General features: G+C 36.1%; 13 protein-coding genes. 2 read left to right on the top strand and 11 right to left on the bottom strand.

What is annotated here, in order from left to right:
- Positions 1 to 5: 5 nt before the first annotated feature.
- The 4 genes from ACTQ5J_RS01710 to ACTQ5J_RS01695 are packed head-to-tail and all read right to left on the bottom strand — an operon-like array spanning position 6 to position 3,406.
- On the bottom strand, positions 6 to 590 hold the full coding sequence (locus ACTQ5J_RS01710; protein ID WP_441750259.1) for a hypothetical protein: 585 nt from the start codon (positions 588 to 590) through the stop codon (positions 6 to 8).
- A gap of 18 nt (positions 591 to 608) precedes the next feature.
- Positions 609 to 1,085, bottom strand: coding sequence for a V-type ATP synthase subunit K (locus ACTQ5J_RS01705; RefSeq protein ID WP_441750258.1), 477 nt, complete (start codon positions 1,083 to 1,085; stop codon positions 609 to 611).
- 1 nt (position 1,086) lies between these two features.
- On the bottom strand, positions 1,087 to 3,093 hold the full coding sequence (locus ACTQ5J_RS01700; RefSeq protein WP_441750257.1) for a V-type ATP synthase subunit I: 2,007 nt from the start codon (positions 3,091 to 3,093) through the stop codon (positions 1,087 to 1,089).
- Entirely contained in the window at positions 3,083 to 3,406 is a 324-nt protein-coding gene (locus ACTQ5J_RS01695; RefSeq protein ID WP_441750256.1) for a hypothetical protein, read from the bottom strand. Before ACTQ5J_RS01695 ends, ACTQ5J_RS01700 begins: the two co-directional genes overlap by 11 nt.
- 359 nt (positions 3,407 to 3,765) lie before the next feature.
- Between ACTQ5J_RS01695 and ACTQ5J_RS01690 the strand changes: the two genes are divergently transcribed.
- Positions 3,766 to 4,125 (top strand): hypothetical protein, encoded by a 360-nt coding sequence (locus tag ACTQ5J_RS01690; RefSeq protein ID WP_441750255.1) that lies wholly within the window; start codon positions 3,766 to 3,768, stop codon positions 4,123 to 4,125.
- A gap of 253 nt (positions 4,126 to 4,378) precedes the next feature.
- Here ACTQ5J_RS01690 and ACTQ5J_RS01685 read toward each other — a convergent pair whose 3' ends face one another.
- From ACTQ5J_RS01685 to uvrB, 6 genes are all read right to left on the bottom strand, one after another.
- Complete coding sequence (locus ACTQ5J_RS01685; RefSeq protein WP_441750254.1) at positions 4,379 to 4,978, bottom strand: energy-coupled thiamine transporter ThiT; 600 nt, start codon at positions 4,976 to 4,978, stop codon at positions 4,379 to 4,381.
- 13 nt (positions 4,979 to 4,991) lie between these two features.
- Positions 4,992 to 6,680, bottom strand: a complete 1,689-nt coding sequence (locus ACTQ5J_RS01680) for a ribonuclease J (RefSeq protein WP_441750253.1) — start codon at positions 6,678 to 6,680, stop codon at positions 4,992 to 4,994.
- 218 nt (positions 6,681 to 6,898) lie between these two features.
- Positions 6,899 to 8,998 (bottom strand): polyribonucleotide nucleotidyltransferase, encoded by a 2,100-nt coding sequence (gene pnp / locus ACTQ5J_RS01675; RefSeq protein ID WP_441750252.1) that lies wholly within the window; start codon positions 8,996 to 8,998, stop codon positions 6,899 to 6,901.
- Positions 8,999 to 9,166: 168 nt separating this feature from the next.
- Positions 9,167 to 9,436, bottom strand: a complete 270-nt coding sequence (gene rpsO, locus ACTQ5J_RS01670) for a 30S ribosomal protein S15 (RefSeq protein WP_441750251.1) — start codon at positions 9,434 to 9,436, stop codon at positions 9,167 to 9,169.
- A gap of 152 nt (positions 9,437 to 9,588) precedes the next feature.
- Entirely contained in the window at positions 9,589 to 11,634 is a 2,046-nt protein-coding gene (locus ACTQ5J_RS01665) for an acyltransferase family protein (RefSeq protein ID WP_441750250.1), read from the bottom strand.
- Between the two features lie 193 nt (positions 11,635 to 11,827).
- The gene (uvrB, locus tag ACTQ5J_RS01660) at positions 11,828 to 13,813 is read right to left on the bottom strand and encodes an excinuclease ABC subunit UvrB (RefSeq protein WP_441750249.1); all 1,986 of its coding nucleotides are present in this window, start codon (positions 13,811 to 13,813) and stop codon (positions 11,828 to 11,830) included.
- Between the two features lie 228 nt (positions 13,814 to 14,041).
- Between uvrB and rpsT the strand changes: the two genes are divergently transcribed.
- Positions 14,042 to 14,296, top strand: coding sequence for a 30S ribosomal protein S20 (gene rpsT, locus ACTQ5J_RS01655; RefSeq protein ID WP_441750248.1), 255 nt, complete (start codon positions 14,042 to 14,044; stop codon positions 14,294 to 14,296).
- A gap of 60 nt (positions 14,297 to 14,356) precedes the next feature.
- On the opposite strand, the gene ACTQ5J_RS01650 is transcribed toward rpsT, so the two are convergent.
- Positions 14,357 to 15,343: a diaminopimelate dehydrogenase gene (locus tag ACTQ5J_RS01650; RefSeq protein ID WP_441750247.1), complete on the bottom strand. Its 987-nt coding sequence runs from the start codon at positions 15,341 to 15,343 to the stop codon at positions 14,357 to 14,359.
- Between the last annotated feature and the right edge of the window lie 10 nt (positions 15,344 to 15,353).

The raw sequence follows: 15,353 nt of genomic DNA, 5'->3' as shown, positions 1-15,353 counted from the left end.
TCCCCCTATTCTTCACCAAATACTTCTTTTGCTACGCTTAGGTTTATAGCTTTACGAGTATCGTCAACTAATTCTGTATATAAATAGTTATAGTCAATTCGATCTTCTGTTAATACAAATCCACCTTCTCTAGGATAGGTTTCTTCCGAAATTTTCACATTTGGAAATTGCTCAGAGAAATGGGTTAAGTCCTCATCTGTTAGCACTTCTCTTGTGAGATTCCCAAATTTTAAAGTTAAATCAGCATCTTCATACTTAGTAAGAACTTTTTGCATAAACGACAGGTGTTCCTGACTAGACCACGCAGTTAGCATGTCAACTGCTCCATTAAATAAAGTACCTAAAACTTGTTGCTTACTATTTAATGAAGTCAGGCGCTGTTGATTGGATATTTGTTGCATTTTCCGCATATGTTCGCCTTTTAATTCATTAATTTTAAGTCGTCTAAGTACTTCTTTATCATGTAACAATTGCTCTCGTTTATGTTCGTATTCTTTGATATGTTCTTGCTGAGCTCTCTCAAGTTTTAGTTGGCCCTTTTCATTCGCTTGGGTTAGGACAGAATCTTTTAATTGAGTTAATTCGCTCATATAATACGTCCTCTCTAATTAAACATTGGATTGTAAGATAAATGAAATTACGAAGGCTAAGATAGCGTACATTTCAACCATAGAACACAAGATTATCCCACGGCTATTCTCTTCTGGTCTCTTAGCTAAAATGCCCATTGATGACACAGCAACGTCAGCTTGGTTACCTGCTGAATAATAGCCCACGACCGCAATCGGCAATGCAGCTACAAAATAGCTAACGCCTGTACTCAATGCCATATCTGTCGTGATGTTTGTCAAAATTAAGAAACCAATTACGAAACCGTAAAGACCTTGTGATGCCGGCATTAACTGTAAAATTAAAGCTTGCGCAAATTTTTCTGGCTCTTCTTTCAACAAAGCTGCTGCTGACTGTCCGACTAGACCTAATCCTCTAGCGGATGAAACGCCACATAAAGTGACAGCTAAAAAGACTCCCAATCCGGCAAAAAAAGCACCACCGTATTGACTAAAATAACTTGAAATATATTCCATATTAAAATTCCTCCGTACTGTTAGTATTTTGTTGTAAATCTACGTATTTTTCTTCTGTTTTTAAGGGCTTAAATGGATTACCATTTCCAGTGTAAAATTTCCCGAAAAATTCTACGAAAATTAACCTTAGACTGTGAACAGCTGCGGTTAGCATTGATAAGAATAAATTGAAAATATGTAAAGCCATAAAAATAACTGCACCTATAGTAAATCGTCCCACTGGGGGTAAATAAGCAACAATCATATTAAATGCAGCTGCGATACTCACACCTGAAAGTCCTAAGGCCATCAATCTTGAATAACTAATGACATCACCAAAGTAACTGACCCCATTAATCAAGCCAAGTAATCCACCACCGATACCAGTGATACTACCGGCATCTATAATGCTTCCAATGAAAATACCAATGAGACTTAATCCTGCAATAACTCCACCTACAGTGGATAACGCTGATAATGCTGGAAAGAAATTCCCTATTATTAGCATAATGATTCCCAATATAATAAGTATCCAGGCTAAACCTTCAGTAAAAGCTATAGCAAATTTCCTATCCTGTGCTTTCAAGTAAACATTGAGTCCGAATGCAATAAGTAGATGGACGAAGCCAATGCCGATGGACAATATCATTACAATGGTTATATCATTATTAATATCAATTAACTGGAATGGCATCGTAAAACCAAAGAATGAACCATATATTAAGCCCCATAGAATAATGGACCAAGAAAGTATATGGACTAATTTTACGGTGTTTTTTTGAGAACGATTTAATTTTAATAACTTTAAGGGGATTGCGGTGACTGTTGCTAGTAAGAGGCCATAACCAAAATCTGCCACCATCATGCCAAAAAAGATGAAAAAGAAAGGCATTACTAATGGAGTTGGATCTATTTCTCGATAATTAGGTAGACCATACATTGTCGTTAACATTTCGAAAGGCTCGATTAAACCATTGTTTTTAAGTTTAGTCGGTACACTGTCCAAATCTGCATCAGAGATGTCAGCTACTTTTACGACAATCTTTTCTCCAAAATTTCGTTTGAGTAAAGAAAGAAAACCTTCTGTATTTTCAACTTCTAGCCAGCCCTGTACAGAAACTAAGTGTTGAGTTCTAGCAATTTGTAATTTTGCTTGTTCTCTAAAACTTAGATTAGCAACATATTCATATTGCAATTTCAACTCTGCAAGTAAGCTGTGTGAATTTTTTAATTCGTTGAGAATATCCTCCCGATTCTTTTTATTACGCTTAATACTCTCTTCCAATTCAATAATTTTTTCCGCTGGTAATTTATTAGAGGTATATTCAAACGGTGTAAATTGATAATCTTTTAAATCCTGAATAATTGCTTTATCTTCGTAATCTTTTAAAAAGATAATAACTCCATAATCATGTTCATCAATAAACACTGTCTCATGTTCCAAATCGACATTTTCACGAATATAATTGATAAATTGGTCTTCATTCGTACTAGGTATCGTCCCAACTAATGCTCGAACGTATTGAAATCGATTTAATTCATTAGGGGTAACTGTTAAGGGTTTCCATTTTCTCAAGCCTTCTAATTGATTTTTAGTCGAAATGATTTTTTCTCCTAAATCGTTATAGGTTTCAGTTAAATGATTGACGCGATCAACAATATGGTATTCATCAAATGTTGAGCCACTCATTTCAATTTCATTAAAAGTAACAGAGGGCTTTGCTTGTTTCAATTTTTCGAAAAAAGATGGCTGCGTTATATAATCTTCGATCTGAAGAATCGCTCTTTCAATTCTTTGTCGTCTTTTTGTCAACTCTTGCAGTATTTCTTGGTCAGTTAAGGGTTTTTCGTTCGTTTGGTCATAATCGTCTATTAATTCTAGTGTTTCATTATTAACAGTTTTCCAATCTTTTAATTCGTTAAGATTGATGATCTGTACTTGTTGTAACTCCTGAACTACTTTTAAGACAGCATCCAATTCCGTCTCAGGAGCAAGCAACGTCACTTTATTCATTGGACTAATCGCCATATCTACTCACCACCTCCTGAACAATTTGTTGAACAAGATCATTTTTACGATTTGTTAACGCTTGTTCTCGTTTTTGTTTATTAGTCTCAATTGTTCTATTCAACTTTAATTCTGCTTCATTCAATTCTTGTTCCTGTTTCTCGCGTAAATTAGACAACATTACTTCAGTTTCATGATCAAAAATCACTTCGTCTTCTGCCAACTTATCCTCAATCTCAAGCCGAGACTCTGCAATTTTTTCATCATAGATAAGCTTTATTTTTCTTGCTTCATCTTCAATTGCTTGAATAACTTGTAAAGTTGTTTTCGGCATACAACCACCCCCTATAATTAGACTATTTATAACGTACATTTTAATTATAACAAAAAGCACTGATGTTTACAGGTTTTTAATACTTTTTTTATTTGGTAATCGTTTTCTAAAAAACATTACTTTTCACATTACTAAAAATAACTGTTGACTTTCAGAACGCCTGTTCGTATAATATAAATACAAACAGACGTTCGTTTTCCAGAGTGAGAAATCGATTGTATCAATCCTTTATCCAGATTTTTATTTTAGCAGATAGATGTTAACTAATTATTAACACAGTTAACTAATCACAATCCAACTCTTTTTTTCATCTGTTTATATTTAACATTCAATAAAACACAAGCCTAGGAGGTATTGCGATGGAATTACCTATTTCTTTTGCACCAGCTAACAAATTAGTCAAACAATTACACCAATATACAGAGACGGTGTTTGCGCCTTTTTTAAGAGAAACGACACAGTTCAATCATGATACTTTTATTATGCCTTTATATCTTGTAGAAAATAAATTACACGACCACTACGTATCCATGCAACCTCTTTTTATAACGTATGAATATTATGATAGCAATCATAAAATTAACCAAAGGACTACATTAGTTACAGTCCAATCTACAGTTCGACCAGATCGTCGAATTATATTAAATGAGCTAAATCAAAATCGAAGCTTAATCTTAGATTTAGAGCGAATTCTAACCGTGTCTGCCAACATTGGTTAGAAGCTTCGATATTAACTTATTTGTTATCCCCTTATAAGTTAATTTATCACCGGAGTTGTATTTCCGCTCCAAATAACTACCCGCTATCATCAATCTTGATGAAATGACAGGTAGTTTTTTTATGCTATTCACTTATAATATTCCTTATATTTTTTAAAGTTGTTAGAACATATTAATTTTTCATATAAAAATGACCATTACCGAAATTAATGGTAATGGTCAAACATATTTCTATTTTATTGTTTTTAAATAATTAGTCATTTAATAAAGATGATGTCTCTTTTCTTGATAAGTATTTACTACGGGCTGGAATAAGCCATCGAGGCATGGTTTTAGCAATGGTACATAGAATGACAGCAGCTAAAATCGTCGTAATACCAAAACTAATCCAAAAGCCACTTCCCATAATATCTAATTCCGTTAAACCGCCTGTTCCCATTGGAACAATGAAAAATTTCAATACGAAGTATCCTAATATTACCAATAAGCTAGCAGTGGTAATGTTTAGATATGTCGAATTTAAGCGACGATTATTTAGAGTTTTCTGTGTGTATTTCGCAAAGAAACCTGCTAGACCACTTGCTAATAAAGGTAAAATATCATATAAGATGATATTGATCCATTCTGTAAAATGAAATTCGATTAAACCATTAATTAAGCCAGCAATCGCTGCAGCGACAATCGCAGTTGATGCACCGTGTCTAAGTGCTAACCAAATTAATGGAATTAAAATAATTGGGAAAATATATCCATTAAAAGTGGCTAATAACATACCTAATAGTTGATGAGCAGAAACACCAATTGCTATGGCAATTAGCATATCAATCACTACTCGAATCGATCGTTTATTCATCTGGTGACCCCTCTCAGTTTTTATTATTTTGAGGTTGATAGTTTGAAGCTTCCATAATTATTGGAAGAATAACTGGACGACGTTTGGTTTCTTTAAATAAGAATTTGCCTAATTTTTCACGCAAGTCCCCTTTTAATTCGCTCCAATCGAAATCATCGCTCGCAATATGCTCTTCCAATACATCTAAAGTCATATCAGAACAGGCTTCAATCAAATCTGTACTTGTTTTCATATAAACAAAGCCACGTGAAGTAATTTGTGGTCCTACTAAGATGCGTTTTAAGCGTCTTGAAATAGTCGCAACAACAACAAAAATACCATCCTCGCTTAAAATACGACGGTCTCTAAGTACGACATTTCCAATATCTCCAACACCGATGCCGTCAACCAATACATTTCCAGCTGGAACTTGTTTGTTCATGACAACATTTTTTCCGTCAAATTCGATGACGTCTCCTAAAGCTGGTATAAATATTCTACTATCATCGATGCCTAGTTGATTAGCCAACCTAGCGTGAGCTGAAAGCATTCTAAACTCACCATTAATTGGAACTAAATACTTAGGATTCATATAGTTGATCATCATTTTCAAGTCATTTGGACCGCCGTGTCCTGATGTTTTAAAATTATCGGTTACTTCTTTTACACTAGCGCCTGCACGGTAAATCATATCTTTGGTTCTGGCAAGAACAGTTTCCATCTTAATAGACGGTGTGGTTGCTAGATAAACTAAGTCTCCCTCTTTAATGTTTACATCAGGATGTCGACCTTGAGCCATCGATTGTAATGTCTTAATCGGCTCACCAGTTCCACCCGTTTCAAGAATAACGATTTGGTGATCTGGTGTTTTTTCTAATTGCTTAGTTTGCCCAATCACGCTTACACTTGGAATTTGAATTTTGTCTAGTTTAATCGCAACGTCTACAATTTCATACATATCTGAACCCGGCATAAAAATTGTACGTTTGGATTGATAAGCTGCATCTAATACTTGTTGAATTCGAGCAATATTGCTACCAATACTTGCGACAATCACACGACCATCCGCATTACGAAATGTTTCTGTAATATCTTCCGCAATGACGAGGTCACTAGCGTTTTCAACAGAACTTTCTGCTTCAGCAGAATCACTTAATAACGCTAAAACGCCTGATTCACCTATGTCTGTTAAGCGACCAAAAGCGGTCTTATATTGAGGCGATGCACTTGCATCAAACTTAAAGTCACCTGTATATACAATTGAACCTTGATCTGTTGATACAACGATTCCCACAGAATCTGGAATTGTATGTGTTGTCCTAAAGAAACTTATCGTTGCATCATCAAATTCAATTTCTGTTTCTTCATCAATTTTAAAGAAATTCTCTAATCTGTCTTCTATGCCTTGCGCTTTAGCTGATATACTTGCTAATTCAATCGTCAATTCTGTTCCAAACACTGGAGCATCAACTGTGCCTAATAAATAAGGTAAAGCTCCCATCGCATCTGCATGACCATGCGTTAGGAAAATCCCTACAATTCGATCAGCGTTTTCTTCTAAGTATGTAAAGTCTGGTATGACAGCGTCAATTCCTAACAATTCATCTTCCGGATAAACTAAACCACAGTCTAAAATAAAGATTGATTGATTTACTTCTACTACATATATATTTTTCCCTTCCTCTCGGACTCCGCCTAAAGGAATGATTTTAATATTACTCATTTTGCACCTCATTGTTCTAATTTACATTTTCATTACATGTTATTAAATAAAGATAGCGTCGACTTTTACTTGCCTTTATGAGAAAATCAACCTTTATATAATTAAAAGATAAATACATGCCACTTCGTATGTTCTTGAATATTATAGCATACTTCAATGTAAATGAAAAAAAAAGTAGATGGCTACTTAAACTAGCCATCTACTTAATTAAGGATTTGTTATTTTTCTAATAAAACTTTACGTGATAAGTTGATACGACCGCGATCATCAATTTCAATCACTTTCACTTGAATTTTTTGGCCTAATGTTAATACATCTTCTACATTATTCACTCGGCGGTGTTCTAATTCAGAAATATGGACTAAACCATCTTTACCGGGAAGAATTTCAACAAAAGCACCGAATTTTTCGATACGTTTTACTGTTCCTTCATAGACTTCGTCAACTTTTACTTCTTTGACTAATAGTTCAATCATTTCTTTTGCTTTATTAATCATTGCTTGATCAGCTGAAGCGATGCTGACTGTACCAGATTGATCGATATCAATCTTAACGCCAGTTTCATCGATAATTGAGTTAATTGTTTCTCCACCTTTACCGATAACAATTTTGATTTTGTCTGGCTTGATTGTAATTAAATCAATTTTTGGTGCATATTGACTTAATTCTGCACGTGGTTCAGCAATTGTGCTCACTAATTCATCTAAAATTTCTAAACGAGCTTTTTGAGCTTGTATTAAGGCTTCTTCTAAAATCTCTTTCGTGATTCCTTGGATTTTGATATCCATTTGTAAAGCAGTAATACCAGTAGCAGTTCCAGCAACTTTAAAGTCCATATCTCCTAAGTGATCTTCTAGACCTTGAATATCCGTTAAAACTGAATAATTGTCTCCGTCCATTACCAAGCCCATTGCAATACCAGCAACCGGCGCTTTAATAGGAACACCTGCATCCATTAAAGCTAAAGTGCCTGCACAGATACTTGCTTGAGAAGATGATCCATTAGACTCTAAAACTTCAGATACTAAACGAATCATGTATGGAAACTCTTCAACTGTCGGAATCACTTGATATAACGCTCGTTCACCTAAAGCACCATGACCAATTTCACGACGTCCCGGACTACCCACACGACCTGTTTCACCCACTGAGAAGTTAGGGAAATTGTAGTGATGAATAAAGCGTTTAGCTTCTTCTGTGCCTAAACCATCGATAATTTGGTGCTCTCCTAATGGTGCCAGAGTCGCCGCGGTAAGTGCTTGAGTTTGTCCACGTGTGAATAAACCAGAACCGTGTACTCGAGGTAATAAACCTACTTCAGATGCTAATGAACGAATTTCATCAATTTTACGGCCATCAGGACGAATTCTTTCATGGGTAATTAAACGACGTACTTCATCTTTTTCTAAATCATGTAATGCTGTGTTAACATCTTTCATTAAAGCATCGTAATTAGCTTCATCAGCAAATTTTTCAGTAAAGTAAACTTTAGCAGAATCCATTACTTCAGCAATTGCAGCTTCACGTGCTTTTTTCTCTTCAGTTTGAATGGCATTAATCATGCGTTCTTTAAATAATAAGTTTAAAGGCTCTGAAACAACTGGGCTAACTTGTGCAATATCGAATTCAAACTTCGCTTTACCAACTTCAGCAGCAATTTCTTTTTGGAAGGCAACTAATTCTTTAATTGTCTCATGTCCAAATAGTAATGCTTCTAACATATCTGCTTCTGAAACTTCTTTTGCAGAGCTTTCCACCATGTTTATTGCAGTGTCTGTACCAGCAACTGTTAGCTCAATATCAGTCTCTTCAACTTGAGCTGTTGTTGGGTTAATGACGAATTCGCCATTCACTCGACCAACGTTAACACCAGCGATTGGGCCGTCAAAAGGAATGTCTGAAACTGCTAATGATAAAGATGCGCCTAGCATTGCTGCCATTTCTGGGGTACAGTCTTGATCGACAGATAAAACAGTGTTAGTGATTTGAATTTCAGTACGAACACCTTCTGGGAACATCGGACGAATTGGTCGGTCAATTAAACGACTAGTTAATGTCGCATTTTCTGTAGGACGACCTTCTCTTTTGATGAATCCTCCTGGCACTTTACCTACAGCATACATTTTTTCAATGTAATGGACTGTTAAGGGGAAGAAGTCTCCCATTGATGGACGCTTAGAAGCAACAGCAGCTGATAAAACAACTGTATCACCATAACGTACTAATACTGAACCATTGGCTTGTTTAGCCATTTGTCCAACTTCAACAGATAAGGGGCGTCCACCAAGAGTTGTACTAAAAATTCTTTTTTCTGACATATTAACTCTCCTCTATAATTTAATTTCTGATTTCGGAGCAAATTGCACTACTATACAAATATCAATTAATTATTAAACAACTAACTCATACTTGAATAGTAGACTGCATCCGATTGTATTCTATATACACAAAAAGGATGGCGGTTAGGCCATCCTTAATTGATTGAATTAACGACGTAAACCTAAACGTTGGATTAATTCACGGTAACGTGAAACATCCTTCTTACGTAAGTAAGCTAATAAGTTACGACGGTGACCAATTTTTTTCATTAAGCCACGGTATGAATGGAAATCTTTCTTGTGAGTACCAATGTGTCCGTTTAAAGAGTTAATATCTGCTGTTAATACGGCGATTTGTACTTCTGGAGATCCAGTGTCTCCTTCATGAGTTGCGTACTCTTTCATAATCTCATTCTTGCGTTCTTTTGATATTGCCATCTCATTCCACCTCTTCCTTTATTTAATATGCCTCACGCTAAGTAATACGTTGGTGATTCGTAAAACTGAGCACGGGTCAGTGTGATTATCACACTCAATTAATTTACATGAAATCCATTCAAAAAGCAACCATTAAATGATTTATTTTTAGGTTAATTATTATTGGCGCTTTCTAGCACTTCAAACATCTTTTCCGCAACTAAGGCATTGAAATTCGCTCTACCCACTTCAGGACTATGATGAATATCATCACCGTCATACCATTCTGGGTGTCCCTGTTGAGCATTATACCAATCGACTTCATGCACATTAGAATAAGCTTTTGTAAATTCTTTAATCATTGTATTCACTTCATCGATATGCATCACGCGTGAATTTGTATTAACAAAAAACAATTGACGTTCACCTGCTGCTTCAATTAGTTGAGTCATCCCATCTTCATCTAAGCCAGCGTTAGTTCCTAATACTATCACGACATTTTCTTTAACGAAACCTTGGTTGATTAAATCAATCATGATGTCTACTGCATCCCAAATTTGAAGATTCGCTTGCCCAAAATGATTACCATTCAAGAAAACATCCATGGCTTGGGGCCCACTTAAGAAAACTAATGAGTCTCCGAAGAAAGTCACAGGTACTTCACTTGCAAAAAGTAAGACTTCAGGTGGGAGCAACTCAAAAGTCAATGGACTACTTGCTTCGATTTGATTGAAAACGGCTTGATTTTCTGAGTAAATTCTTTGCGCTTCTGCACTCACTGCTTGAGCTTCATCTGTTATCTTCATTAATTCCTCATGGAAATCACGAAGTGGACGTTCCGCTAATAAATGGGTGTCTAAAACATCATCAACATTTAGTAGTCGTTCTTTGGTTTCGATCATCCCCTCTTCTAAAGGATAAGGATCGCCTTGGATGTTCGTAGCTGTTTGAAAAGCCTGATATTCTAGTTGAAACTGAGTCAATCGCTTATTATTAGCTGTTTGGAGTAAACCAATTGCAAATAACAGCAACAGAATCATATAAGCAATGAAAGCGAGAAGTTTCTTTTTATTAAACTCAGATTCTTTAAACATCCTTTTCAGGTCTGCGGCATCTTCTTTAAAGTTAAAACTTGATCCAAACCAGAAATAAATTCCTTGACGTTCGATTAAACGATAGAACAATTCACCCACTATAGCAATCGCTACTATAGAAGCTAGATTAATCCAAGTCATATTGCCATTAAATATACGGAATTGGCTCATCATAAAGACGATAATCGGGTAATACCATAAATAGTAAGCGTAGGATCTTTTTCCGATTGCAGTCAAAGGTGGTAAAGATAGCCAAACTGAGAGACTTTGAGTTCTAACACTAATTAAGAAAACTAATATCATACTAAAGATATTAAAGGCCGGTAACCACAAATGATACGTAATATCAGCTTGATCCTTTGTAATCAAAATCAAGAACAACATATCAATAGCCGTCAACACGCCAATAATATTATAGAAAACTCTTTTTTCTTTGATGACCGAAATCAGTTTAAGTATATAAGGCGTGACATAAGCAGCTGCAATCCCAATCGCAAATGATGACAAACGGGTACTTAAACCATAATAGACGCGTGAAGGATCTTCCCCTGGGGAATATAAATACCACACCATTAAATGACTCAGCAAGACAAGTACTAGCCAGAAAACGGCTTTACTTTGGACGGATAATTTCAACTGACGAGTCAATAAAATTAAGGGAATACTCACTAAAAATGACTGTAAGTATAATGCATTGTACCAAAGGTGCGTAAAAGGCGAGGCATTTGTCATCTGGACAAAATAGGAACGTTCAGCAGATATTTGAAAAATATTATTATAAAAAAATAAGCCTGAAAATACATCCGATTGAATGTGCTTGAGTTCTTGTGGATAGAAAAGCAATAATCCCACCACTACTAATAAAATCATCCAAAACACGGGTATAAATAAACGTTCGACTGTTTTCTTTAAATATTGCCATACCCGTGACCAATTTATTTTGTAATTAATATCAGGGATTTGTTCCATCTTTCTTGCAAAAAAATATCCGGAAATCACAAGAAATGTATTCACCATGAGGAAGCCCCCAGGTATCACTGATGGAAATAAATGATAGGCAATAATTGAAACAATCGCTAAACCTTTTAAGCCATCAAAACTCGGTATACGTTGCATTTTACTCATATTCATCCCCTTTCTCTAAGATTTGTTATCTTGATTCCTAATTATAGAGTAAAAATAACTAAGAAGGAAGAAAGCTCACTTCATTTATGTATCTTAATTAAAAATTTACTTATCTAAAATAGCAAAAACCAACATTACTATAGACATTCCTAAATGAATACTTATCTATATAATGTTGGTTTCATGTGAGTGCTTATTTGAATGATGCACGTAATTCCATAATGATATCCCTAAGATCTGCTGCTGCCTCAAAGTTCAAGTCCTTAGCATGTTGTTTCATCTCTAGTGTTAAGCGTTCCAATTCTTCTTCACGCTGTAAACGAGATAAAGCTTTAAATTGTTTTAAGATATTCTCTTCTCGTTCTTCAGAATCGATATCGTGACTGATTCGGATTAAATCACGGACGCCTTTCTTAATCGTCTTAGGCACAATGCCGTGTTTCTCATTATAGGCTTGTTGAATCCCACGACGACGCTCAGTTTCCGCTAAAGCATAATCCATTGATTTAGTAATTCTATTGGCATACATAATCACGCGTCCATTTTCATTTCGGGCAGCACGACCAATCGTTTGAACGAGTGCTCGTTCACTACGTAGAAAACCTTCTTTATCTGCATCCAGGATTGCGACTAATGACACTTCTGGAACATCTAAGCCTTCTCGTAATAAGTTAATCCCTACTAGAACATCAAAAATACCTAGACGTAAGTCTCGGATAATTTCTGTTCGTTCAAGCGTTTTAATATCACTATGTAAGTATTTCACTTTAATATCTAGTTCTTTAAGATAGTCTGTTAAATCTTCTGACATCTTCTTCGTTAATGTCGTAATAAAGACTCTTTCATTACGCTCCGAACGTAAGCTAATTTCCTTCACTAAATCATCAATTTGTCCATCAATCGGACGAACTTCGATAATTGGATCCAATAGACCGGTCGGACGAATAATTTGTTCGATAAATTTGCCGCCTGTATGTTCTAACTCATAAGGTCCTGGGGTAGCTGAAATATATAGGATTTGATTTACTTTCGCTTCAAACTCTTCCAGTCTTAAAGGTCGGTTATCCACAGCACTAGGTAATCTAAAGCCATAATCTACAAGAACTTCTTTACGAGCACGGTCTCCGTTATACATCCCACGAATTTGTGGCATCGTCATGTGAGATTCATCAACTACGATTAAGAAATCATCCGGAAAGAAATCAATTAAGGTATAAGGTGCCTCTCCTGGTTTTCGACCGTCCATATGACGAGAGTAGTTTTCAATTCCACTACAATATCCCATCTCAAGTAGCATCTCAATATCATAATTCGTCCGTTGTTCTAAACGTTGGGCTTCTAATAATTTATTTTCTTCACGTAATTCAATTAATCTTTCTTCTAATTCAGCTCGAATAGATTCAACAGCTGAAAGTGTTTGTTCATCATTAGCAACAAAGTGAGTCGCAGGGTAAATGGGGTAATGTTCCACATCACTTTTAATTTCACCCGTTAAGACATCCACTGTTCGGATTCTTTCAATTTCATCTCCGAAAAATTCAACACGGATCACTTCTTTGTCGCGAGAAGCCATAAATATTTCTAATACATCCCCGCGAACTCGGAAAGTTCCTCTTTGAAAATCGATATCATTACGAACAAATTGCATCTCAATTAATCGACTGAGTACATCATTGCGACTCACTTCTTGACCTTGTCTTAAAGACAATACATGTTCCCGGTAGTTTTCCGGATTAACAAGTCCATAAATACAGGAAACAGAAGCTACTACAATGACATCTCTTCTTTCTAATAAAGCGCTAGATGCCGAGTGACGTAACTTGTCGATTTCATCATTGACGCTCGATTCTTTCTCTATGTAAGCGTCGGATGAAGGGACATATGCTTCTGGTTGATAATAATCATAATAAGAAACGAAATATTCAACTGAATTCTCAGGAAAAAATTCTAGCAATTCACTATATAATTGACCAGCTAGTGTTTTGTTGTGGGCCAGTACCAAGGTTGGTTTATTTACTTCTTGGATAACATTGGCAACAGTAAAGGTTTTACCTGTCCCTGTCGCTCCAAGTAAGACTTGTTCTTTTTTACCGGCATTTAATCCAGCAACTAATTCTTTAATTGCTTGCGGTTGATCTCCGCCAGGTTCATAAGGTGATACGACTTTAAAATCCACCATCTCGACCTTCCTCTCTTATGCTTCATTTAGGTAGGTTTACTACTCCTTTATTATAACACTTTCGTCAATATCTACCTATCTTTCTGATTTTATCAAATGACTATTATTAATATTTTGTTCAAAAATGATTTTTTAATATTGCACATAGGTAGTGTTTTCATGTATAATGTTTCTTGTTGACTAAGTCTCAGACTTAAATAGCAAATAAACAGGAAAGAGGTGACTAGCATGGCAAATAACAAATCAGCAATCAAACGTATTCGTCAAGACGTACGTAAATCTGAAGTAAACCGTGCTCACGTTGCTGGAATGCGTACAGCAATTAAAAACTTCCGTAATGCAGTGGAAACTGGCGAAGGAAACGCAGCAGATTTATTTAAATTAGCCGTTAAAGAAATTGATAGCACAGCAAACAAAGGTCTTATTCACAAGAATAAAGCTGCGCGTGACAAATCTCGTTTAAGCGGATTATTATCTAAATAATTCTAATTTAAAAGCGTCGAAGCACTCATTTGAGTTGGCTTCAACGCTTTTTTTTGTTGCCTATAAATAAAATTTTCTTAAGTCCTGGGCCGATTTAGCGGATAAATCGCCTAGTGTCACATCAAAAACAGTTTTGGCTCCGACTTGGCCGGCTTGCTTCATTTTGTGAGCTGCTCGGGCATAAGCCACCAAGACACTACCGGTAAATTCAGGATTCGAGCCTAAATTCAGCTTAAATTCGTAAGTTTGTTGCGTTTGTTCGCCTGTTTGACCACTTCGAATGACCACACCGCCATGCGGCATCTCCTGATACTCTTGCATGAAGTTTGCTTCAGAAATAAATTGCACACTTGTCTCATAATCTACGAAGTAATCTGGCATTGTTTTAATCGCCTGCTCAATTCTCGCAGCATCTGCTCCCTCTTCTAAAACGACGAAACACTCACGGCTGTGTTTGTCTCCTGTCGACAGCTGAGGTTGTTCGCCTTGGCGAACTCTGTTCATAGCATCTTGTGAAGGGATCGTATATTGTACAGCGTGCTTGACGCCTTCAATGCGTCTAACGGCATCGGAATGTCCCTGGCTCAGGCCTTTGCCCCAAAAGGTATAGCTCTCCCCTACAGGTAGCACCGCCTCAGCTAAGACTCGATTGATGGAGAACAAGCCCGGATCCCAACCGACTGAAATAATACTCACATGCTGATGCTTTTGAGCAATTTTATCAACAGCAGCAAAGTGCTCTGGTATTTTTGCATGAGTATCAAAACTATCAATCGTATTGAAATATTGCGCAATCATTGGTGTTTGTTCTGGCAAATCGGTTGCTGATCCACCACATAAAATCATCACATCAATTTTATCTTGATAATGAATCATTTGATCTAAATGTTCTACCGTCGTCAAAGGATTAAGCGGTTCAACCCCAGCCTTGCCTCTTCTTGAAAATATTGCGACTAATGACATATCGGCTTGTTGAGAAATCGAGCGTTCGACTCCTCTACCAAGATTGCCATAACCACAAATACCGATTCTAATTGTTTGACTCATACGTGTTTCT

The organism is Fundicoccus sp. Sow4_F4, from assembly GCF_052116145.1.
Lineage (GTDB): Bacteria > Bacillota > Bacilli > Lactobacillales > Aerococcaceae > Fundicoccus.
The sequence above is the reverse complement of the archived record's forward strand: the minus strand, read 5'-3'. Positions and strand labels throughout refer to the sequence as shown.